The 20,399-nt window shown below is 71.1% G+C and carries 23 protein-coding genes; 14 read left to right on the top strand and 9 right to left on the bottom strand.

The window, feature by feature from the left end; genetic code table 11:
• Positions 1-46: 46 nt before the first annotated feature.
• From DK427_RS03355 to DK427_RS03365, 3 genes are all read left to right on the top strand, one after another.
• Positions 47-649, top strand: coding sequence for a YqgE/AlgH family protein (locus tag DK427_RS03355; RefSeq protein ID WP_204165261.1), 603 nt, complete (start codon positions 47-49; stop codon positions 647-649).
• A 100-nt stretch (positions 650-749) separates the two neighbouring features.
• Positions 750-968 (top strand): heavy-metal-associated domain-containing protein, encoded by a 219-nt coding sequence (locus tag DK427_RS03360; protein ID WP_109950028.1) that lies wholly within the window; start codon positions 750-752, stop codon positions 966-968.
• Positions 969-1,220: 252 nt separating this feature from the next.
• Positions 1,221-2,894, top strand: a complete 1,674-nt coding sequence (locus DK427_RS03365; RefSeq protein WP_109950029.1) for a formate--tetrahydrofolate ligase — start codon at positions 1,221-1,223, stop codon at positions 2,892-2,894.
• A gap of 23 nt (positions 2,895-2,917) precedes the next feature.
• Here the strand turns inward: DK427_RS03365 and DK427_RS03370 are convergent, their stop codons facing one another.
• From DK427_RS03370 to DK427_RS03390, 5 genes are all read right to left on the bottom strand, one after another.
• Positions 2,918-3,271 (bottom strand): hypothetical protein, encoded by a 354-nt coding sequence (locus DK427_RS03370; protein ID WP_109950030.1) that lies wholly within the window; start codon positions 3,269-3,271, stop codon positions 2,918-2,920.
• 33 nt (positions 3,272-3,304) lie between these two features.
• On the bottom strand, positions 3,305-3,622 hold the full coding sequence (locus DK427_RS03375; protein ID WP_109950031.1) for a hypothetical protein: 318 nt from the start codon (positions 3,620-3,622) through the stop codon (positions 3,305-3,307).
• 115 nt (positions 3,623-3,737) lie between these two features.
• Positions 3,738-4,103, bottom strand: coding sequence for a response regulator (locus tag DK427_RS03380; protein ID WP_109950032.1), 366 nt, complete (start codon positions 4,101-4,103; stop codon positions 3,738-3,740).
• 183 nt (positions 4,104-4,286) lie between these two features.
• Positions 4,287-4,856, bottom strand: coding sequence for a hypoxanthine phosphoribosyltransferase (gene hpt / locus DK427_RS03385; RefSeq protein WP_109950033.1), 570 nt, complete (start codon positions 4,854-4,856; stop codon positions 4,287-4,289).
• A 66-nt stretch (positions 4,857-4,922) separates the two neighbouring features.
• Positions 4,923-5,729, bottom strand: a complete 807-nt coding sequence (locus tag DK427_RS03390; protein ID WP_109950034.1) for a zinc-ribbon domain-containing protein — start codon at positions 5,727-5,729, stop codon at positions 4,923-4,925.
• A 156-nt stretch (positions 5,730-5,885) separates the two neighbouring features.
• Between DK427_RS03390 and ftsE the strand changes: the two genes are divergently transcribed.
• The 3 genes from ftsE (at position 5,886) to DK427_RS03405 (ending at position 8,663) form a co-directional block, all read left to right on the top strand.
• Entirely contained in the window at positions 5,886-6,632 is a 747-nt protein-coding gene (gene ftsE, locus DK427_RS03395) for a cell division ATP-binding protein FtsE (RefSeq protein WP_109953975.1), read from the top strand.
• Positions 6,629-7,690, top strand: coding sequence for a cell division protein FtsX (locus DK427_RS03400; protein WP_245930785.1), 1,062 nt, complete (start codon positions 6,629-6,631; stop codon positions 7,688-7,690). The genes ftsE and DK427_RS03400 overlap by 4 nt, the downstream gene beginning before the upstream one ends.
• A 163-nt stretch (positions 7,691-7,853) precedes the next feature.
• Complete coding sequence (locus DK427_RS03405; protein WP_109950035.1) at positions 7,854-8,663, top strand: YdcF family protein; 810 nt, start codon at positions 7,854-7,856, stop codon at positions 8,661-8,663.
• A gap of 117 nt (positions 8,664-8,780) precedes the next feature.
• Here DK427_RS03405 and DK427_RS03410 read toward each other — a convergent pair whose 3' ends face one another.
• The 4 genes from DK427_RS03410 to DK427_RS03425 form a co-directional block, all read right to left on the bottom strand.
• Positions 8,781-9,530 carry an HAD-IA family hydrolase gene (locus DK427_RS03410; RefSeq protein WP_109950036.1) on the bottom strand — a complete coding sequence of 250 codons (750 nt, stop codon included), beginning with the start codon at positions 9,528-9,530 and terminating at the stop codon, positions 8,781-8,783.
• The gene (gene rpe / locus DK427_RS03415; protein WP_109950037.1) at positions 9,524-10,219 is read right to left on the bottom strand and encodes a ribulose-phosphate 3-epimerase; all 696 of its coding nucleotides are present in this window, start codon (positions 10,217-10,219) and stop codon (positions 9,524-9,526) included. The genes DK427_RS03410 and rpe overlap by 7 nt, the downstream gene beginning before the upstream one ends.
• A gap of 96 nt (positions 10,220-10,315) precedes the next feature.
• Positions 10,316-11,176 (bottom strand): phosphoribulokinase, encoded by an 861-nt coding sequence (locus DK427_RS03420; RefSeq protein ID WP_109950038.1) that lies wholly within the window; start codon positions 11,174-11,176, stop codon positions 10,316-10,318.
• A 19-nt stretch (positions 11,177-11,195) separates the two neighbouring features.
• Positions 11,196-12,254: a class 1 fructose-bisphosphatase gene (locus DK427_RS03425; RefSeq protein WP_109950039.1), complete on the bottom strand. Its 1,059-nt coding sequence runs from the start codon at positions 12,252-12,254 to the stop codon at positions 11,196-11,198.
• A 189-nt stretch (positions 12,255-12,443) separates the two neighbouring features.
• Between DK427_RS03425 and DK427_RS03430 the strand changes: the two genes are divergently transcribed.
• From DK427_RS03430 to lptB, 8 genes are all read left to right on the top strand, one after another.
• Positions 12,444-13,391: a LysR family transcriptional regulator gene (locus tag DK427_RS03430; protein ID WP_109950040.1), complete on the top strand. Its 948-nt coding sequence runs from the start codon at positions 12,444-12,446 to the stop codon at positions 13,389-13,391.
• A complete protein-coding gene (locus DK427_RS03435) occupies positions 13,388-14,623 on the top strand; it encodes an NAD(P)/FAD-dependent oxidoreductase (protein ID WP_109950041.1) in 1,236 nt (411 codons plus the stop codon). Before DK427_RS03430 ends, DK427_RS03435 begins: the two co-directional genes overlap by 4 nt.
• 175 nt (positions 14,624-14,798) lie before the next feature.
• Positions 14,799-15,983, top strand: a complete 1,185-nt coding sequence (locus DK427_RS03440) for a patatin-like phospholipase family protein (RefSeq protein WP_109950042.1) — start codon at positions 14,799-14,801, stop codon at positions 15,981-15,983.
• 79 nt (positions 15,984-16,062) lie between these two features.
• A complete protein-coding gene (locus DK427_RS03445) occupies positions 16,063-16,857 on the top strand; it encodes a TetR/AcrR family transcriptional regulator (protein ID WP_245930786.1) in 795 nt (264 codons plus the stop codon).
• Between the two features lie 231 nt (positions 16,858-17,088).
• Entirely contained in the window at positions 17,089-17,712 is a 624-nt protein-coding gene (locus DK427_RS03450) for a ribonuclease D (RefSeq protein ID WP_109950043.1), read from the top strand.
• 211 nt (positions 17,713-17,923) lie between these two features.
• A complete protein-coding gene (gene lptC, locus DK427_RS03455; protein ID WP_109950044.1) occupies positions 17,924-18,691 on the top strand; it encodes an LPS export ABC transporter periplasmic protein LptC in 768 nt (255 codons plus the stop codon).
• Positions 18,688-19,380, top strand: a complete 693-nt coding sequence (locus tag DK427_RS03460; RefSeq protein WP_109950045.1) for an LptA/OstA family protein — start codon at positions 18,688-18,690, stop codon at positions 19,378-19,380. Before lptC ends, DK427_RS03460 begins: the two co-directional genes overlap by 4 nt.
• 8 nt (positions 19,381-19,388) lie before the next feature.
• A complete protein-coding gene (lptB, locus tag DK427_RS03465) occupies positions 19,389-20,243 on the top strand; it encodes an LPS export ABC transporter ATP-binding protein (RefSeq protein WP_109953978.1) in 855 nt (284 codons plus the stop codon).
• Positions 20,244-20,399 lie beyond the last annotated feature (156 nt).

The raw sequence follows: 20,399 nt of genomic DNA on the forward strand, positions 1-20,399 counted from the left end.
CGTTTTGCCCGCTGGACAAAGGTCGGGCAGGGGGTAGCATGGCGCCATGCAGATGCCTCCGTCCGGCGCCCCCTCCTATCTCGACGGCCAGTTCCTGGTGGCGATGCCGGGGATGACGGACGAGCGCTTCGCCCGCGCGGTGATCTACGTCTGCGCCCACTCGGCGGACGGGGCGATGGGCATCATCGTCAACAAGCCGGTCACCGACCTCTCGATGCCCGACCTCCTGCTGCAGCTCGACGTGGCGCAGGAGGCCGACGCGATCCGGCTGCGCGAGCGGGTCGGCCACATGCCGGTGCTGATGGGCGGTCCCGTCGAGGGGCGGCGCGGCTTCGTGCTGCACACCGACGACTTCCACATCGACCAGTCCACGCTGATCATCGACGAGGGCATCTGCCTCACCGCGACCGTGGAGATCCTGCGCGCCATCGCGAGCGGTGCGGGCCCGGCGAGCGCGGTGCTGGCGCTCGGCTACGCGGGTTGGCAGGCGGGCCAGCTCGAGAGCGAGATCATGGCCAACGGCTGGCTGAACTGCCCGGCCGACCCGGCCCTGATCTTCAACACCGATCTCGACGCCAAGTACGAGCGGGCGCTGCGCGGCATCGGGATCGATCCGGCCATGCTCTCTGGCAGCGTCGGCCGCGCCTGAGGCCCGCACCCACCTTGCCGCCGCCGGTCCGCGGCCCGACATGCCGCGCTGACGAAGGATGCGCCGCATCCCACCGCATCCCGCCGACCGGAGCCGCCGCATGGACGAGAGGATCGAACTTCTGATGCACGTCGAGGGCATGACCTGCGACGGCTGCGCCGAGGCGGTGCGGCGCACGGTCCGCCGGCTCGATCCCGAGGCCTCCGTCGAGGTCGACCGCGCCGGCGAGCGCGTCGCGATCCGGACGAGCGCCCAGAGCCTCGCCATCGCGGATGCCCTGGACAAGGCCGGCTACACCGCGACCGCGATGACGGGCTGAGGCGGGGCTGAAGCGGGAAAGCCCGCGAAGGCTTCTTCGCCACCCGCACAATCACGAAAGATATTTTGTGGGCTCGTCGAAAAATTTCGACGGGCTTTTCACCTTGGCTTGCCGCTAAACTACCGGGATAGCGCGCCGATCGAGCCCGGCTCGGGCTTGGTCGCGCCGCGTCCGCACGGCAAAAGCCGGCGGGGATCTTGTGCGGAACGCGACGGACGCGGCGCGGCCCGCACCACTCAGGGTGAGGAAACCATGCCGTCAGACATCGAGATCGCTCGCGCCGCCACCCTGAAGCCAATCGCCGCGGTGGCGGAGAAGCTCGGCATCCCGGACGAGGCCCTGCACAATTACGGGAAGCACATCGCCAAGCTCGACCACGGCTTCATCGCGGGCCTCGAAGGCCGGCCCGAGGGCAAGCTGGTGCTCGTCACCGCGATCTCGCCGACGCCGGCCGGCGAGGGCAAGACCACCACGACGGTGGGCCTGGGCGACGCGCTGAACCGCATCGGCCAGAAGACCATGATCTGCCTGCGCGAGCCCTCGCTCGGCCCCTGCTTCGGCATGAAGGGGGGCGCGGCCGGCGGCGGCAAGGCGCAGGTCGTGCCGATGGAGCAGATCAACCTGCACTTCACCGGCGATTTCCACGCCATCACCTCGGCCCACAGCCTCGCGGCGGCGCTGATCGACAACCACGTCTACTGGGCGAACGAGCTCAACATCGACGTGCGCCGCATCTTCTGGCGCCGCGTCGTGGACATGAACGACCGGGCGCTGCGCCAGATCACCCAGTCGCTCGGCGGCGTCGCCAACGGCTTTCCGCGCGAGGACGGCTTCGACATCACGGTCGCCTCCGAAGTGATGGCGGTGTTCTGCCTCGCCCGGAACCTGGAAGACCTGGAGGAGCGGCTCGGCCGCATCGTCATCGCCGAGACCCGCGACCGCAAGCTCGTCACGCTGAAGGACGTCAAGGCCACGGGCGCCATGACCGTGCTCCTGAAGGACGCGCTGCAGCCCAACCTCGTGCAGACGCTGGAGGGCAACCCGGCCCTGATCCACGGCGGCCCCTTCGCCAACATCGCGCACGGCTGCAACTCGGTGATCGCCACGCGGGCGGGCCTGAGGCTCGCCGACTACACCGTGACGGAAGCGGGCTTCGGTGCCGATCTCGGGGCGGAGAAGTTCCTCGACATCAAGTGCCGTCAGGCCGGCATCGGCCCCTCGGCGGTCGTCATCGTCGCCACGGTGCGCGCCCTCAAGATGCACGGCGGCGTCAACAAGAAGGATCTCGGGGGCGAGAACATCGAGGCGCTGGAGCGGGGCTTCGCCAACCTCGCCCGCCACGTCACCAACGTGCGCAATTTCGGCCTGCCGGTGGTTGTGGCGGTCAACCACTTCTACGCCGACACCGACGCGGAGCACGCGCGCCTCAGGGAACTCTGCAGCGAGCGTCTCGGCGTCGAGGCCATCACCTGCAAGCACTGGGCGGAGGGCGGGGCGGGCGCCGAGGCGCTGGCCCAGGCGGTGGTCCGTCTCTCCGAGGGCGGCGCGCAGCCGATCACCTACACCTACGAGACCGAGTCCAAGCTCACCGACAAGATCAAGGCGATCGCGACCAAGCTCTACGGCGCGGCCGACATCCAGCTCGAATCGAAGGCTGCCCAGAAGCTCGCCGCGTTCGAGAAGGAGGGCTACGGCAACCTGCCGGTCTGCATGGCCAAGACGCAGTACTCGTTCTCGACCGATCCGACCCTGATCGGCGCGCCGGAGGGACACATCGTCGGCGTGCGCGACGTGCGGCTCTCGGCGGGCGCGGGCTTCGTGGTGGTGATCTGCGGGGAGATCATGACCATGCCGGGCCTGCCCAAGGTGCCGGCCGCCGACACGATCCGCCTCGACGCGAGCGGACAGATCGACGGGCTTTTCTGAGAGACGGAAAGCCGGCTCGGGCCTCAGTGGCCCGAGCTGCGGATCAGCATCTTGACGCGCTGGTCCGCCCGCTCGAAGCGCTCGGCGAGGCCGCGGCGAGTGCACTTCTCGATCGTGTCGCCCGCGTAGAGACCGTACTCGCGCGCCTTCTCGCGGCAGGTGCTGAGCGGGGGCCAGACGACGACAACCGCCAGGAACAGGACGAGGCCCACCGCGTCGATCACGAGCCAGGCCTTCCAGCCGAGACGGCCCCGACCGGGCTCACCTGGACGCAGGCCGCCGCGGCGGCGGTTGATGCTCGGGCCGCCGCTCCGCGCGAGGCGGGCCTCGAAGAGGCCGGCCTGCCCCGCCTGCGCCTTGGACGAAGATGTCTGCATGTCGGATCCCCCCTTGGATGCAGATGTGTCGGATCAGTCGATGACGCGGCGGATCAGCTTGAGGCCGTCGCCCAGGGACACGGCGCTGTCGACGATCTGGCCGCGCGCGCAGACGCCCGCCTGGACGATCTGGCCGAAGCCGGTGCCGCCGCTCGCGCGGCAATCGGCGACGAAGTAGCCGTAGAGGAAGATCCCGAGCGGCGTCAGGAAGACGGCCAGCTTGACGAGACCGAACAGGCGGGAGAACAGGCCGCGCCGCGGCGGCGCGTCGTACCGCCCATCGTCCCAGTCGTCGTACGGGTCCTCGACCCGCTGGCGACGGCCGAACTCGTTATGCGCCTGGGACGTCATGGTCGTTGAGAGCCGTAGCCGAAAGGCGGACCGCGTCCACCCGCCGCTACTCTAAGTCCCGCATTGTGAAACCACGCCTAAGCGACGTGCTTAAGACGCGGCAAAGAGCGCGCGGTCAGGCCGAGAGGGCGCGGTTCACGGTGGCGCGCAGATCCGCCAGCGAGAAGGGCTTGGTCAGCACGTCCGTGACGATGGCGTCGAGGCCGCGGGCGCGCTCGCGCTGGTCGGCGAAGCCCGTCATCAGCAGGATGGTCAGGTCGGGGAAGTCGCGCTTGGCCGCGAGCGCCAGCGCGATGCCGTCCATCAGCGGCATGCGGATGTCGGTGAGCAGCAAGTCGAAGGCGCCATCGGCCTCGTTCAGCCGGTCGAGCCCGTCGCTGCCGTCGATCGCCGTGACGACGGCGTGGCCGTCGATCTCCAGCCCCCGCTTCAGGAAGCCCCGGACTGTTTCCTCGTCATCCACGAGCAGGATGCGCGCCATGTCAGTTCGTCGTCATCCTGTCGCGAGACCCGCCCGGCCGGCAATGGCTCGACGTCACCGAGGGCTGTGCCGGTCCGCCGCGCCGCTCTCCGAAGGCCCGCCGCGGAGACGCGATGCGCACGATCCAGTCCCTGACTGAAAATGCCGCGCTTGGGCCGCGGTTCCCTGCGGGCACTGTCACGCTCAGCCGCCGTCGAACAGGTCGGGATCGGCGTTGTCGAAATCCACCAGCCCGACGAAGGGCAATTGCCGGAAGGCGTGGGCCGCATCCATGCCGTAGCCCACCACGAACACGTCCGGGCAGGTGAAGCCGACGAAGTCCGCGTCGATCGTCACCGCCCGCTTGCCGGGCTTCTCCAGGAGCACCGCCGTCATCACACGGCGGGCGCCGCGGGCCATCAGCAGGTCCTTGGCGAAGACGAGCGTCCGGCCCGATTCCAGGATGTCGTCGACGAGGAGCACGTCGCGGCCGCGCACCTCGCTCTGCACGTCGCGCAGGATCTCGACCTGGCCCGAAGAGACGGTGCCGGTGCGGTAGCTCGACAGGTGCACGAACTCGACATGGGGGGCGAGCCCGACATGGTGCAGCGCGCGCAGCAGGTCGGCGGCGAACATGAAGCTGCCCTTGAGCACCGCGACCACCAGCAGGTTCTCAGGCTTGGCGGCCACGATCGCCTCGGCGATCTCCGCGTTGCGGCGGGCGATGGCGGCTTCGTCGAACAGGACGCGCACGCGTCGTGAGGCTTCGGTCATGGGTCTGTTAGACCATCTTTTTGCGGGCGCTTCCACGGGTGCACCCGCGAAAAGCGGCGCGGCACCTTACGGATGGGCGGATTTCCCCACTGCGGAGGCCAGCGTCAGCGCGGGCGGCTCGGCCGCGAACCGGATCTGCAGCCCGCGCCCCTCGGCGGGCGGATCGAGGAGGCTCGCGCGGAAGCGGGCGCGCTCGCCCGGCGCGAGCGCGGCGCGCGGGGCCGCGACGGCGAAGCGGCGCAGGGTCCGGCCCTCGGCGTCGCGCACCTCGACTGCGAGCGGCGGCACCGGCGCGCTGTCGCGGGCGAGCCCGACGAGGTCGCCCTCCAGCACCAGCTCGGCCGGGCGCCCGGCCTCGGCGGGATTGCGGAACGCCACCACGTCGCGGATCTCCAGCCCGCGCAGGTTCACCGGCAGGCCGATCCCGGCATAGAGCGCGGCGCTCTGGGGCACCGCCCGCACTACGGCAGTGCGGGCCAGACAGGCGAGCGGCAGCGCGGCCAGCAGCGCGAGGCCCGCGGCGAGCGCCGGCGAGAAGCCCGGCAGCCCGCGCCGCGCCCCCACGGGCCTCCGCTTGCGCGGCTTAGGCCCGGCGCGCCGTCCCTTCGCGACGGCCGGCTCGGGCGGCACGTTCTCGACCACGTCCGCACCCACCGCCTCGCGGACCTCGGCTGAGGCCTCCTGCCAGTCCGTCGCCGACGGCTCGGCGGCCTCCGCCTCGGCCAGCTCCGCCGCGTGCGCGGCCAGCACCTCGGCGGGGGTGATGAACCAGGTCTCGCGGCAGGCGGCGCAGCGGACCGAGCGCCCCTCCATGCCGACCCGGCCGATCTCGACCTGGTAGCTGCTGGCGCAGGTGGGGCAGGTGATCAGCATCGGCCGAAACTCACGCGGACACTCGGGCGCCCGGCCGAAGTGCGGCACGAAACGCTTAACCCAGTGTCAGCGAACGCGGTTAAGCTCCGGTGAAGCCGGTGAAGCCCCGCGGACTTGAAAACGCCGCCCCGGGACTTCATGCCGGGGGCCAAGTCCATGCCGGGGGCCAAGTCCCGAAACGGTGTCCCGCGAGGTTGCGCAGCTTTGAAGACGGCAAGCCTGCTCTCCGGCGCCGAGGCCCCGGTGGTCCAGTTCGAGAATGTCGGGATGCGCTACGGCCTGGGGCCGGAGGTGCTCTCCGACGTGAGCTTCAAGATCGCGCCGCACTCCTTCCAGTTCCTCACCGGACCGTCGGGCGCGGGCAAGACCACGCTGCTGCGCCTGATCCTGCTCTCGGTGCGGCCGACGCGGGGGCTCGTCTCGGTCTTCGGCGAGGAGGTCAGCGGCATCTCCAGCGGCGCGCTCACGGGCCTGCGCCGGCGCATGGGCGTGGTGTTCCAGGATTTCCGGCTGCTCGATCACCTCACCACCTACGAGAACGTGGCGCTGCCCCTGCGCGTCCAGGGCCGGGCCGAGACGAGCTACCGGGCCGAGGTCGTCGAGCTCTTGCGCTGGGTCGGCCTCGGCGAGCGCATGCACGCCCTGCCCCCGCTGCTCTCGGGCGGCGAGAAGCAGCGGGCGGCCATCGCCCGGGCGCTGATCGGCCGGCCGGACCTCCTGCTCGCCGACGAGCCGACCGGCAACGTCGATCCGGGCCTCGGGCGGCGGCTGCTGCGCCTGTTCCTCGAATTGAACAAGCTCGGCACCTCGGTGATCATCGCGACCCACGATTACGGCATCATGGACACCGTGCCGGCGCGCCGCATGGTGCTGGGCGAGGGCCGCCTGCGGATCGAGGCATGAGCGTGGACCGCGACACCTCCGGCAACACGTCCGGCAATACCCCCAATCCTCCCGGCTCATCCGCGGGCCGGCCCGCGGGGAGACCCGCGGCCTCCGACCTGGAGCGCGGCGCCCCGGAACGGGCGGCCCGCCCGGCGCCAGAGGCGGCCGAGCCGCTGCCGGCTACGCTCAGGCGCAACGCCCCCCTGGTGCCGACCGACACCGCCGCGAGCCGCTCGCTTGCGGCGGTCATCGCCATCCTGACCTTCCTGGCCGCGCTCTGCGCGGGCGCGGCCGAGATGGTCTCGGCGAGCGCGGCCCAGTGGCAGGGCAGCGTCGCCCAGGAGGTGACGATCCAGGTCCGCCCGGCGCCCGGGCGCGACATCGAGACCGACCTCGCCCGGGCCGAGAGCGTCGCGAAGGCCGAGCCCGGCATCGCGGCCGCCCACGTCTTCTCGAAGCAGGAGGCCGAGCGCCTGCTGGAACCCTGGCTCGGCAGCGGGCTCGACCTCGGCGACCTGCCGGTGCCGCGGCTCATCACCCTGACGCTCGGCACGCCCGCGCCCGACCTGAAGCGCCTGCGGACGAGCCTCGGCGAGGCCCTGCCGGGCGTGGCGAGCCTCGACGACCACGCGCTCTGGCTGCAGCGGCTCTCGACCATGGCCAACACCTTCGTGGGCGTGGGCGTCGGCATCGTCGCGCTGGTGCTGGTCGCCACGGGTCTTGCGGTCGCCTTCGCGACCCGGGGGGCGATGGCGGGCAACCGCGAGGTGGTGGAGGTGCTCCACTTCGTCGGCGCCGACGCCGACTTCATCGCCCGGGCCTTCCAGCGGCGCTTCTTCGGCCTGGGCCTGCGGGGCGGCGCGATCGGGGCGGGTCTCGCACTCCTGGCCTTCTGGCTGGCGGGGCTGCTCGCCCGCGCCTGGCGCTCGGGCCCGGCCGGCGACGAGATCGAGGCCCTGTTCGGCGCCTTCCACATCGGCTGGCGCGGCTACGCCGCCGTGCTCGCCATCGGCATCATCGCCTCGCTGGTGACGGGTGTGGTCTCGCGGCTGACGGTGCGGCGCTTCCTGGCCTGAGGGACGGGAGCGCGCCGGATGAAGTCCGGATCCGGCGCGTTAACGTTTCGTAAACCACTGGCGCGCGCAATGGCCGGCAGGGCATCCTGCCCCTCCCCGTCGCACCGGCGGCGCCTCCGCATCGCCGCAATCGGGGCTATCCTGCCGGAGAATGTCCACGCGTATGCCGTGCGCTTCCGAATCGAACGCGGGCGAGCCCTTCGGCTGGCGCTGGGACACGGCGCGCTCCCTGCGGACGGGCGAGTCGGTCGACGCCGGACGGCCGAAGCCCCGCCTGCGCCGGCTCGGCCTCGGGCTTCTGGCCGGAACGGGCCTGGGCGGTATCGCGCTCGGCCTCGGCTTCCTCGGCTTCGTGGACGGGCTCGTCCGGTTGGAGCGCGTTCCGGTCGACCGGGCGGACGGGATCGTGGTGCTCACCGGGGGCGCCCAGCGCATCGGCGACGCGATCGACCTGCTGGCCGCGGGCTACGGCCGGCGCCTGCTGATCACCGGGGTCAACGAGCGCACCAGCCGCGACGAGATCGCCCGCCTCAACCCGAGCCAGCGCGACCTGATCGCCTGCTGCGTCGATCTCGACTACCGGGCGCGCAACACGATCGGCAACGCGATCGAGACGCGCCGCTGGATGCGCCGCCACCGCTTCGGCACGGTCGCGGTGGTGACCTCGAACTACCACATGCCGCGCACGCTGATCGAACTCGACCACGTGCTGGAGGGTGCCGACCACGTGATCCCCCACCCCGTCGTCGCGGACGGGTTCGACGCCGCGCGCTGGTGGCAATGCGCGGGCACGGCGCGCCTGCTCGCCGCCGAGTACGCGAAGTTTCTCGTGGCCTGGGTGCGGACCCGCTTCGAGGACGATCCCGAGCAGTCCCGCGCGGCGATCCTGATCGGCCGGGGCAAGCCGGTGAAGATGGTAGCCGAACCGGGGGCAACGGGCGCGCTGCGGGCGGCGGCCGAGCCGCGGCTCTGATAAACACCTCGGGCGTCGCGGCTCCCTCTCGCGCCGCGCGCGGGGAGAGGGGAAGCTGCGGCATTCGAGGTGATCGAGCGGATTCTTGGAGGAGAGCGGAGGGATCCGGCTCCTCGATCAGCCCTGCGCCGCGTGCCATGCCTTCAGCGCCGCGAGCGTCACCACGCCGCCCGGCCAGGCCACGCCCGCGAGGTGGCGGTGCGGGCGGTCCGGCTCGCCGAGATCGGAGATCGCCGAGAAGGCGCCGTCGAGCGGGTGGCCCTCGGTGTACTGGCTGCGGGTCGCCACCACCGGCAGCCCGGCATCCAGCGCCGAGCGGATGCCGGCCGCCGAATCCTCGAAGGCGACCGCCTCGGAGGGGCGCACGCCCAGGCGCTCCAGCGCCAGGGTGAACACGTCCGGCGCCGGCTTCTTGCGGGCCGCCTCGTCGCCGGCCGCGATCACGCAGAAGGGCTGCTCGCCCTCGGGGAAGTTGACCGCGATCAGGCGATCGACGTTCGGCCGGCTCGTCGTGGTCGCCACCGCGACCCGCAGGCCGGCCTCCCGGGACTCCGTGATCAGCCGGCGGATGCCGGGCCTCAGGCCCAGGCCGCCATCGGCCACCAGCTCGCCGTAGAGCCGGGTCTTGAGCCCGTGGATCTCGGGCGCCCGCGCGTGGAGCGAGGCGGCATCCCCCGGATGCTCGGCGTCGATGAAGTGGGCGAGCCGCTCCTTGCCACCCATCACGGCGAGCAGGTCGCGGTAGGTCGCGGGCGACCAGTGCCAGGGCAGGCCGAGTTCCGCGAAGGCGCGGTTGAAGGCCTGCCGGTGCAGGTCCTCGGTCTCGGCAAGCGTGCCGTCGACGTCGAAGATCAGCACCTTCAGCATGCGAGCGGGCCGGCGCCGCCGGCCGCCTGGGCGCCCGCGCGGATCGCGGCGATCCGCTCCGCGTAGGCGGCAGGACCGTCCTTGAACACGGCGTTGCCGGCGACGAACACGTCGGCGCCCGCCCGCGCAGCCGCCTCGACGGTCCTGGGGTCGATGCCGCCATCGACCTGGATCCGGATGTCGCGCTCCGCGATCATGGTGCGGACCCGCGAGACGGTCTCCAGCGCGCCGGGCAGGAAGCTCTGGCCGCCGAAGCCCGGATTGACAGTCATCACCAGCACGAGGTCGACCATGTCGAGGAGCGGCTCGACCATCGCGGCCGGCGTGCCGGGATTGAGCGCCACGCCCGCGCGCTTGCCGAGCGCCCGGATGGTCTGGAGCGAGCGGTGGATGTGCGGCCCCGCCTCGACATGGACCGAGATGCCGTCGGCGCCGGCCTCCGCGAAGGCCGCGAGGTAGGGGTCGGCCGGCGCGATCATCAGGTGCACGTCGAAGAACCTGTCGGTGTGGGGCCGCAGCGCCTTCACCACCGGCGGTCCGAAGGTGATGTTGGGCACGAAATGGCCGTCCATCACGTCGAGATGGATCCAGTCGCCCCCGGCCGCGGCCACCGCCCGCGTCTCCTCGCCGAGCCGCGAGAAATCCGCCGAGAGGATCGAGGGCGCGATGAGGGGCGGACGGGTAGTCATGGAACAAGCCTTTCGGGACGACAGATAGGGTTTTGAGCCCGGTCTGCATCTGCCGGGCGGCGACAGTCGGTCCGGGCTGTCGGCCCGTCCGGCGCGTCAGGCCAGCCGGCGGCGGCGCTCGACGAGCTGCATGATGATCGGCGTCAGGATGAGCTGCATCGCCAAGTCAAGCTTGCCGCCTGGGATGACGATGGAGTTCGCTCGGCTCATGAAGCTGTCGTGGATCATCGAGACGAGGTACGAGAAGTCGATCCCCTTGGGGTCCTTGAAGCGGATCACCACCATCGATTCGTCCGCGGTCGGGATCCAGCGGGCGATGAAGGGGTTCGACGTATCGACCGTCGGCACCCGCTGGAAGTTGATGTCGGTCCACGAGAATTGCGGGCAGATCGTCTGCACGTAGTCGGGCATCCGCCTGAGGATCACGTCGGTGACGGCCTCGGTCGAGTAGCCGCGGAACGAGCGGTCCCGGTGCAGCTTCTGGATCCACTCCAGGTTGATCACCGGCACCACGCCGATCTTGAGGTCGGGATAGCGGGCGATGTCCACGTTCGCATCGACCACGCAGCCGTGGAGCCCCTCGTAGAACAGCAGGTCGGAGCCCGGGGGAAAATCCTCCCAGGACGAGAAGGTGCCTTCCGGCACACCGTAGCGGGCGGCGTCGTGCGCGTCGTGGGCGTAGTGCCGGGTGCGGCCGCGGCCCGACTCGCCGTAGCTGCGGAACACCGCCTCCAGCTCGGCCAGGAGGTTGGCGCGCGGCGCGAAATGGCTGAGCGTCGGCTCGCGCGCCATCATCGCCCGCATGGTCTCGCGGTCGAAGGCGTGGAAACCGTCGCCCTCGATATAGACGGCGCTGACGTCCTCCCGCCGGAAGATCTGCTCGAAGGTGTTCCGGACCGAGGTGGTGCCGGCTCCCGAGGAGCCGGTCACCGAGATGATGGGATGGCGTGCCGACATCGTCGTCCGGGCGGCGCGCCTAGCTGCGCATCAGGCCGCGCTGGCCGAAGAGCGGCGAGCGCCCGGCGGCGTGGTTGCGGCCGTCGAAGTACTTGGCCACGCACTCCACTTCCTCGGTCGAGCCGAAGACCAGGGGTACGCGCTCGTGGATGCCGGTGGCCTCGATGTCGAGGATGCGGCGCTCGCCGTCGGTCGCGCCGGCACCCGCCTGCTCCATCAGCATGGCGATCGGCGCGGCCTCGTAGAGCAGGCGCAGGCGCCCCTGCGCATAGCCCTTGCGCTGGTCGCCCGGATACAGGAACACGCCGCCGCGCATCAGCACGCGCTGCGCGTCGGCCACGAGCGAGCCGAGCCAGCGCATGTTGTAGTCCTTGTCGCGCGGCCCTTCCGCGCCCCGCAGGCAATCCTCGATGAAGGCCTTGATCGGCGCTTCCCAGTGCCGGGCGTTCGAGGCGTTGATCGCGTACTCCTTCGTCGTGGCGGGCACGTCGAGGCTCGGATGCGTCAGCCGGAAGGCGCGCTCGGCCCGGTCGAGCACGTAGACCTGCGTGCCCTCGCCGAGCGTCAGGACCAGCGCGGTGGCCGGCCCGTAGGTGACGAAGCCCGCGGCGAGCTGCGCCGTGCCCGGTGTCGTGAACGAGGCGATCGGGTTCCCCGCATCCTGCACCGCCGGGCGGATGCCGAAGATGGTGCCGACCGCCATGTTGACGCCGATGTTCGACGAGCCGTCGAGCGGGTCGATCGCCACCGCCAGCGGTGCGCCGGGGTTGAGGCGCATCACGTCGTCGGCCTCTTCCGAGGCGACCTCGGCCACGGGGGCGGCCTGCAGCGCCTCGGTCACGCGCTGGTGCGCAATCACGTCCAGCGCCTTCTGCACGTCGCCGTCGCTGTTCTTGGATCCCGTCGCCGCGAGGTCGCCACCGAGCGCCCCGCGCCCGATCACCTCGCTGATCGTAATGGCGGCGCCCGCGATGGCAGCGATCACCACGGCCGTGTCCTTCAGCGCAGGGTTGTGCGAGACCGCCCGCGCAAGGCACGCGTCGAGATGCGCTCCGACCTCAAGAGACTCGTCAGCCATCGCTCTTAGCCCTCGCATCGTCTGTCGCCCCGGCCGGGACGAACCCGGCCCGAGGCGAAAGCCTCTAACCGCAGCCGCGTCCGGATGATACCGCGCGCCCGGTCTACATCGCCAGAGGCGGGGGACAGGACGGCTCAAGAATTCTAAAATATCTTGCGGCAGCCTACAAAAAAACTAGAACGAGAGGCGATGCGCAACCTGTCCTTGAAGCAGCTCCAGGCCGTCGCCGCCGTCGCCAAACTCGGGACGATGACGCGCGCCGCCCAGGAACTCAACGTCACATCGGCGGCGCTCTACGCCCGCATCCGCCAGCTCGAGGAGGAGGCCGGCCTCCTCCTGTTCGACCGGACGCCGAACGGCCTGAAGCCGACCGATGCCGGTCGCGAGATGCTCTGGGCGATCGACAGCATCAACACGGTGCTGGAGACCTGCGCCGACCGCCTGCGCACCCTGAAGGGCGGCGCCGGGGGCCGCGTGGCGATGGGCGTGGTGTCCACCGCCAAATACTTTACCCCGCGGGCAATCGCCGGGTTCCTGGAGAAGCATCCGGGCGTCGAGATCAACCTCTCGGTCGGCAACCGGGGCGAGACGGTCGAGGCCCTGCGCAACTACGAGATCGATTTCGCCATCATGGGCCGGCCGCCGCGCGACTTCGCGATCGAGGCCGAGAAGCTCGGGCCGCACCCGCTGGTGCTGATCGCCGCGCCCGGCAATCCGCTCGCCGGCCGGCGCAACATCACGCGCGAGGAGCTGGCCGACCAGCCCTTCTTTGTGCGCGAGGACGGCTCGGGCACCCGCACGGTGTTCGAGGAGTTCATCAGCGGCATCATCATCCGGCGGGCCAAGCTCGGCATCGACACCGGCTCGAACGAGACGATCAAGCAGGCGGTGATGGCGGGCCTCGGCATCGCGCTGCTCTCCGCCCACACCGTCGCGGCGGAGGTCGAGACGGGGCGGCTCGTGCTGCTCGATGTCGAGGGCCTGCCGATCCGGCGCGACTGGTACGTGGTGCGCCGCGCCGACAAGGTGCTGGGCCCGGCGGCTGCCGCGTTCTGGGACTACCTCTATCGCGACGGCGCCCGCTGTCTGCCGCGGCTCGACGCCGTGCGAGCGATGGCGGCCGGGGCCGCTCCGTGAGCGAGGCGGGCGTCGTCGTCCTGGGCGCGGGGCAGGCCGGGTTCCAGGCGGCTGCCTCCTTGCGCGAGGCGGGTTTCGCGGGGCCCCTCACCCTGGTGGGCGACGAGACCGCCCTGCCCTACCAGCGCCCGCCCCTGTCGAAGGCGTATCTCGCCGGCAAGACCGACGCGGAAGGTCTGGCGCTGCGACCCGCCGCCTATCTCGACGAGCACCGAATCGGCTTCCGGCCGGGCCTCGTCGCCGAGGCGATCGACCGTGCGGGGCGCCGGCTGCTGACCGGCGACGGGCCGGTTCACTACGATCACCTCGTGATCGCCACTGGGGCACGCAACCGGCCGCTGCCCGTGCCGGGCGCCGACCTCGCGGGCGTGTACCAGCTCCGCGGGCTCGCCGACGCGGATGCGCTCAAGGCCGCCCTCGCAACCTGCCGCGCGGCCATCGTGGTCGGCGCGGGCTTCATCGGGCTCGAATTCGCCGCGGTGGCCGCCGCGCGCGGCGTCGACGTGACGGTGATCGAGCTGGCCGACCGGCCGATGGCCCGCGCGGTCTCGCCCGAGACCGCTGCCTTCTTCCGCGGCGCCCACGAGGCCGCGGGCGTGCGCTTCCGCTTCGGGGCCGGCCTCGCCGCAGTAGAGGGGCGGGACGGCCGGACCTCGGGGGTGACGCTCGCCGATGGCACGGCCCTTCCGGCCGAGCTCGTGCTCGTCGGCATCGGCGTGCTGCCGAACCAGGAGATCGCGGACAGAGCCGGCCTCGCGGTCGCGGACGGGGTGCGAGTCGACGCCTTCCTGGCGACCGAGGATCCGGCGGTCTCGGCCATCGGCGACTGCGCCCGCTTCCCGACCCGCTTCGCCCATGGCCTCTCGCCGGACGGCACGGTGCGGATCGAGTCCGTGCAGAACGCGATCGACCAGGGCCGCTGCCTCGCCGGGCGCCTTGCCGGCCGTCCGGCGCCCTACGCCGCGGTGCCGTGGTTCTGGAGCGACCAGGGCCCGCACAAGCTTCAGATCGCTGGTCTCGGCGCGCCCGGCGACATCGGCGTGCGGCGCGGCACGGAGGCCGCCTTCTCAGTCTTCCGCTTCCGGGATGGGCAGCTCGCCGCCGTCGAGTCGGTCAACCGCGCCGGCGACCACATGGTGGCACGGCGCCTGTTCGCCGCTGGCACGCCGCTCACGCCCGACCAGGCCGCAGACCCTTCCTTCGACCTGAAAGCACTCGCGATCCGGGCCTGAGGCAGCCCACGGTTTTCACGTGAAATTAACCGCCGCGCCTCGGCCGCTGCCACGGCGCAACAGATGTGGCGCGATTGCTGCGCCCGGCCGCCATGTGATTGACCTGTCGAACCTGAACGCTCAAGCTTCGTTAAAGGCTGGGGCAGGTTCGAGAGCGGGTCTCAGGACAAGGGTCATGACGCGCCGATTCACAGTCTTCCGCTGCCTCCTCGCCTTCGGGGTCGCTGGCCAAGTCGCCGCCTGCTCCTCGCTGCCGCGGACCGCCTACACGGCCTCGCAGGCCGCGGTCGCGAGCGTGCCGAACATCCCGGACGCCCGGGTCTACTCGGATGCCGCGGTGGAGACCTTCACGGCACTCGCCGCACCGAAGGCGAAGAGCCGCAGCTTCAGCTATCTCGCCCTGTCGGGCGGCGGCGGCGACGGCGCCTACGGGGCGGGCGTGCTCAACGGCTGGACGGCCTCGGGCACGCGGCCGGAATTCAACATGGTCTCGGGCGTGAGCACGGGCGCGCTGATCGCGCCCTTCGCCTTCCTGGGCCCGGCCTACGACCCCTATCTCACTGAGTTCTACACCAGCGGCGTCGCCGAGACGCTGGTGCAGTCGCCCAACATCACCAACGTGCTGTTCGGCTCCGGCCTCTTCGGAGACGGGCGCCTGCGCAACCTGATCGGCCGCTACGTCAATGCGGACCTGCTCCGCGCGGTGGCCGAGGAGCACGCCAAGGGACGGCGCCTGCTGGTGGTCACGGCCAACCTCGATTCGCAGCGCGCCGTGATCTGGAACATGGGCGCGATCGCCGCGAGCGGCGCCCCGAACGCCGTCGATCTATTCCGCGACGTGCTGACCGCCTCTGCCAGCATCCCGGCGGTGTTCCCGCCTCAGCTCATCGACGTGCAGGCCGGAACCGCCGGCTTCCAAGAGCTGCACGTGGACGGCTCGGTGGTGACACCCGTCTTCACGCTGCCCCAGTCTCTGCTGGTGCAGGAGGGCCGCCTGCACAGGGCCGGCAAGGCCGACATCTACGTGGTGATCAACGGGCGGCTCGAGCCCGAATTCGACGTGACGCGGAACAACACGCTTGCGATCGTCGAGCGCTCCTTCACCACGGCGAGCCGCGCCCGCAGCCGCGCCACGCTGACGGCGACCTACGCCTTCGCCAAGACGAACGGGATCGGCTTCAACCTCACCTACATCGACGAGGCCGCACCGAATACCACGACGGCGCGGGGCTTCGACACGGGCTACATGCGGGCGCTCTACAATGCCGGCTACGAGAAGGGCCGCACCGGTCGCTTCTGGGAGCACAGCGTGCCCGCCGCGCCCATCCTGAAGACCGTGGCGGCCGAGACGGCGCGCTGAAGCGCCGCTCTCCGCTCGCAAACCGGGCCGGCGCCACCTAGATCGGGGGAACCGACGGAGACGAGGAGCGGATCACGCGATGAGCGAGAGCGCAGGTGACGGCCCGAACGCGGCCAACCCGGGATCCAAGACCCGCAAGACCGCCCAGAAAGCCGGCACCCGCAGCGGGGCGGAGGCCGCACCCGAGACGCCGAAGCTGCCCCCACGCGAGGCCGCGGTCGAGGCGCTGATGCGGCTCGCCGCCGAGCAACCCTGGAACGACATCGAGATCGGCGACATCGCTCGCGAGGCGGGGCTGACGCTGGCCGAACTGCGCGAACTCTACCCCTCGAAGGGCGCCGTTCTGGGTGGCCTCACCCGCATCATCGACCGCAAGGTACTGGCCGATGACAACGCCGACCTCGCCGACGAGCCGACGCGCGAGCGCCTGTTCGACGTACTGATGCGCCGCCTCGACGCGATGACGCCCTACAAGCCGGCGCTGCGCCGGATCGCCTACGCGCTGCGTGGCGACCCGCTCACCATGCTGGCGCTGAACGGCGTGATGCTGAACTCGCACCGCTACATGCTGGCCGCGGCCGGCATCGACACCGAGGGGCCGCTCGGCCGGGTGAAGCTGCAGGGCGTGGTCATCGCCTTCGCCCGCGTGACCGAGACCTGGCTTGAGGACGACGACCCGGCTCTCGCCCGCACGATGGCGCGCCTCGACCGCGAGATTCGCAACGGCGAGCGCTTCATGGAGCGGGCCGAGGACGTGCGCCGGCTCACCGCCCCGCTGCGCGCGCTCGGCCGCGCCGTGCTGGAGCGCCGCGAGCGCCGTCGCGAGCGGCCGCGGGACGACGAGGCCGATTCGGATCCGGCTGCGGCGATCTGAACCGATCCCGAGGGCGCGGTGCCCGACCTGCATCGCGCCCTTTCCCGGATCACCTTCCACTCCGTTCCGGGCGTCCGGGACAAGGTCGCGCTTCATCCGTGAGGCCCAGGGTGGCGAAAACCGGATCCGGTCTTCTGCTGCGGTGACGTCTCCCTTGTCCGTCCGCATCGCGGGTGATACCGGCAAAATAATCCCGCCTGCCCATATCCCTGACGCCGAAGACCCGAGCCGATGCCGAGCCCCACTGTCCGCCTCCACCGGGGCGACCTGCCCGAGGGCTACGCGCCGGGCGCGGCCATCGCCATCGACACCGAGACGCTGGGCCTCAACCCGCACCGGGACCGGCTTTGCGTCGTGCAGATCTCGACCGGCGACGGTAGCGCGGACGTGGTCCAGATCCCGCTCGACGGCCCGGATCCGGTGAACCTGAAGCGGGTTCTGGCCGACAATCAGGTTCTCAAGATCTTCCACTTTGCCCGCTTCGACCTCGCGGTGCTCTACCGCCGTCTCGGCGTGATGCCGGCACCGGTCTACTGCACCAAGATCGCCTCGAAGCTCGCCCGCACCTACACCGACCGGCACGGGCTGAAGGACGTGGTGCGCGAGCTCGTGGGCGTCGATCTCTCGAAGCAGCAGCAATCCTCGGACTGGGGCGCCGAGACTCTGAGCCAGGCCCAGCTCGACTACGCGGCCTCCGATGTGCTGCACCTGCACGCCGCCCGCGCGCGCCTGGACCAGATGCTCGCCCGCGAGGGCCGCACCGATCTGGCCGCGTCCTGCTTCGCTTTCCTGCCGATCCGCGCCCGGCTCGACCTCGACGGCTGGCCGGAGACCGACATCTTCGCGCACAGCTGAGGGCGGGGGTGCGCGTGCCGGGGCGCACATCCCGGCACGGATCCGCCTCTCGGCACTCTGCCGCGCTGTCCGCCAAACGCGCGCTATGGTTGAAGTTTCCGAAACGGTTGAGCCATAACTTCGCCATCGCCCGGGCGCATCCGGCGGCGGGCTCACGGGGGCAGCCCTTCCACGCATCCGCGCACTTCGGGCGCGCCGCACGGACAGGTCCATGCAGGTGGTCGACGCGATCGGGACGAACGGGGCCGGCGGCAACGCCCGGCGCACGCGCGCGCATGCCCGCGCCCATCGGCACAGCGCCAAGGTCCGCACGCTCCGGCGGGTGATCCCGGTGGTCGCGGCGGGCGCGGTGATCACGGTCGCCGCCCTGGTGCTCAATCCCTTCGGCGCCGCCGTACCGAACGTCAGCGTCGGTCCGGTGACGCTCTCGGGGACCAAGGTGCGGATGGACAACCCGCGCCTCTCGGGTTTCCGCAAGGGCGACCGCGGCTACGAGGTCACGGCGGCGGCCGCCCTCCAGGACATGCGCAAGCCCAGCCTGATCGAGCTCGAGGCCATGCGGGGCCACATCGCCACCGATGACAAGGGCGGACTCGCCCGCCTGGAGGCCGCGACGGGCCTGTTCGACACCGCCCGCGAATCGCTCGACCTCAACCGCGACATTCGGATTTGGACCGACAAGGGCGAGGAGGCGCGCCTGAAATCGGCCTCGGTGAACTTCAAGACCGGCAGCGTCGCCTCCAAGGAGCCGGTGACCGTCACGGTACCGAGCGGCTCCGTCGAGGCCGACAGCCTCGACGTGGTGGAGAACGGACGCGTCATCTCCTTCATCGGCAACGTCCGCACCGTATTCCACGGCGAGGACAAGGCCCAGAAGACGGTCCAGCGGCGGCCCGCCGACGCGCCCGGTCCCACGCTGGACGGCGATACCCTGCGGTTGATGACCTCGGCGGCCGGGCCGCAGGACAGCCGGCCATGAGACGCCTTCCTCTGAAACACCTTCCTCTCGCCCTCCTCGCGGCGATGCTGCTCGCGGGTCCGGCCGTGGCTCAGAAGGAGGCGGCCTCGCCTCTCGGCGGCTTCGGCGGCAGCGGCAAGGAGCCGATCAAGATCGATGCCGACCGGCTCGACGTGTTCGACCGGGAGAACAAGGCGGTCTTCGCCGGCAACGTGGTGGCGGTGCAGGGCGACAGCACCATCCGCTGCTCGACCATGACCGTGCACTACAAGCGCGGCAGGGAGAAGGACGCCCCGAAGGACAAGGCCGCCGAGAAGCCCGCCGAGGGCGAGGCCCGCGCGACGCCCGAGAACGGCATCCAGAAGGTCGAGTGCGCCGGGCCGGTGACGGTAGTCCAGAAGGATCAGGTCGCCACCGGCGACAGCGCGGTGTTCGATCAGGCCGCCAAGCGCATCGTGCTCACCGGCAACGTCGTGCTGAGCCAGTGCCAGAACGTCACCCGCGGCTCGCGCCTCGTCTACGACATGAACACCGGCCGGGCGAACATGGACCCGGTCGCGGGCGGGCGCGTCTCGGCCATGTTCGTGCCGGGGGAGAAGGCCGAGGCGAAGGGCGGCGCGCCGAAGGGTTGTGCGCAGCCGGCCGTCGCCAAGCCCGGCCCGAAGGCGGGCGAGCCGGATGCGACCAGGGCGCGGGCCCAGGCCAATTGAGCGCGGCCGTGTCGTTCGATCCCGGTCCGGGGCCGGATCCCGGCGCCGTGCCGCCGACCGCGCGGCGGCCCTCCCTGCTCGGGCGGCTGTTCGGCCGGGCGCCCGCCCCCGAGGCGCTGGCCGAAGCGGCCGAGGGCGGCCCCGGCATCCTCAGCGTGCGCGGCCTGCGCAAGAGCTACGGCGCCCGCACCGTGGTGCACGAGGCGGGGCTCACCGTGCGCACCGGCGAGGCCGTGGGCCTGCTCGGTCCCAACGGCGCCGGCAAGACCACGATCTTCTACATGATCACCGGGCTGGTGACCGCGGATCGCGGCCACATCACCCTGGACGGGCTGCCGATCACCCAGCTGCCGATGTATCAGCGGGCACGGCTCGGCATCGGCTATCTGCCGCAGGAGGCCTCGATCTTCCGCGGTCTCTCGGTCGAGGACAACATCCGCGCCGTGCTGGAGGTGGCCGAGCCCGACCGCAAGGAGCGCGAGCGCAAGCTCGAATCCCTGCTGGAGGAGTTCGACATCGCGCGCCTGCGCAAGTCGCCCTCGATCGCCCTCTCGGGCGGCGAGCGTCGGCGCTGCGAGATCGCCCGTGCGCTCGCCTCCTCGCCGACCTTCATGCTGCTCGACGAGCCCTTCGCGGGCATCGACCCGATCGCGGTGGGCGACATCCAGGATCTGGTGAAACATCTGAAGCAGCGCGGCCTCGGCGTGCTCATCACCGACCACAACGTGCGCGAGACCCTGGGCCTGATCGACCGGGCCTACATCGCCCATTCGGGCCGCATCCTCACCGAGGGCACGCCCGCTGAGATCGTGGCGAACCCGGACGCGCGCCGCCTCTATCTCGGCGAGGATTTCCGCCTCTAGGCGGTTCCGGACGCCTGTCCGTCGCACGCCAATGACACGGCGGCCCGCGTTCTGGCGCCTCCGGACGCGCGACGCATTGCGCGCAACCCTTCCTTAAAGCGATGCTGGAGTAGTTCAGCACGTACTCTGCTCGGCGCCGCCGTAGAGGGAAAAACC

Source organism: Methylobacterium radiodurans (assembly GCF_003173735.1).
GTDB lineage: Bacteria > Pseudomonadota > Alphaproteobacteria > Rhizobiales > Beijerinckiaceae > Methylobacterium > Methylobacterium radiodurans.

Coding starts and splice junctions, on each gene's coding strand:
- ftsE (WP_109953975.1), top strand. CDS start 5,886: ATGCCGGGGGCCAAGTCCCGAAACGGTGTCCCGCGAGGTTGCGCAGCT.
- DK427_RS03375 (WP_109950031.1), bottom strand. CDS start 3,622: ATGACGTCCCAGGCGCATAACGAGTTCGGCCGTCGCCAGCGGGTCGAG.
- hpt (WP_109950033.1), bottom strand. CDS start 4,856: ATGACCGAAGCCTCACGACGCGTGCGCGTCCTGTTCGACGAAGCCGCC.
- DK427_RS03420 (WP_109950038.1), bottom strand. CDS start 11,176: ATGTCGGCACGCCATCCCATCATCTCGGTGACCGGCTCCTCGGGAGCC.
- DK427_RS03410 (WP_109950036.1), bottom strand. CDS start 9,530: ATGCTGAAGGTGCTGATCTTCGACGTCGACGGCACGCTTGCCGAGACC.
- DK427_RS03360 (WP_109950028.1), top strand. CDS start 750: ATGGACGAGAGGATCGAACTTCTGATGCACGTCGAGGGCATGACCTGC.
- DK427_RS03430 (WP_109950040.1), top strand. CDS start 12,444: ATGCGCAACCTGTCCTTGAAGCAGCTCCAGGCCGTCGCCGCCGTCGCC.
- rpe (WP_109950037.1), bottom strand. CDS start 10,219: ATGACTACCCGTCCGCCCCTCATCGCGCCCTCGATCCTCTCGGCGGAT.
- lptC (WP_109950044.1), top strand. CDS start 17,924: ATGCAGGTGGTCGACGCGATCGGGACGAACGGGGCCGGCGGCAACGCC.
- DK427_RS03450 (WP_109950043.1), top strand. CDS start 17,089: ATGCCGAGCCCCACTGTCCGCCTCCACCGGGGCGACCTGCCCGAGGGC.
- DK427_RS03405 (WP_109950035.1), top strand. CDS start 7,854: ATGCCGTGCGCTTCCGAATCGAACGCGGGCGAGCCCTTCGGCTGGCGC.
- DK427_RS03400 (WP_245930785.1), top strand. CDS start 6,629: ATGAGCGTGGACCGCGACACCTCCGGCAACACGTCCGGCAATACCCCC.
- DK427_RS03365 (WP_109950029.1), top strand. CDS start 1,221: ATGCCGTCAGACATCGAGATCGCTCGCGCCGCCACCCTGAAGCCAATC.
- DK427_RS03425 (WP_109950039.1), bottom strand. CDS start 12,254: ATGGCTGACGAGTCTCTTGAGGTCGGAGCGCATCTCGACGCGTGCCTT.
- DK427_RS03390 (WP_109950034.1), bottom strand. CDS start 5,729: ATGCTGATCACCTGCCCCACCTGCGCCAGCAGCTACCAGGTCGAGATC.
- DK427_RS03370 (WP_109950030.1), bottom strand. CDS start 3,271: ATGCAGACATCTTCGTCCAAGGCGCAGGCGGGGCAGGCCGGCCTCTTC.
- DK427_RS03380 (WP_109950032.1), bottom strand. CDS start 4,103: ATGGCGCGCATCCTGCTCGTGGATGACGAGGAAACAGTCCGGGGCTTC.
- DK427_RS03460 (WP_109950045.1), top strand. CDS start 18,688: ATGAGACGCCTTCCTCTGAAACACCTTCCTCTCGCCCTCCTCGCGGCG.
- DK427_RS03445 (WP_245930786.1), top strand. CDS start 16,063: ATGAGCGAGAGCGCAGGTGACGGCCCGAACGCGGCCAACCCGGGATCC.
- DK427_RS03440 (WP_109950042.1), top strand. CDS start 14,799: ATGACGCGCCGATTCACAGTCTTCCGCTGCCTCCTCGCCTTCGGGGTC.
- DK427_RS03355 (WP_204165261.1), top strand. CDS start 47: ATGCAGATGCCTCCGTCCGGCGCCCCCTCCTATCTCGACGGCCAGTTC.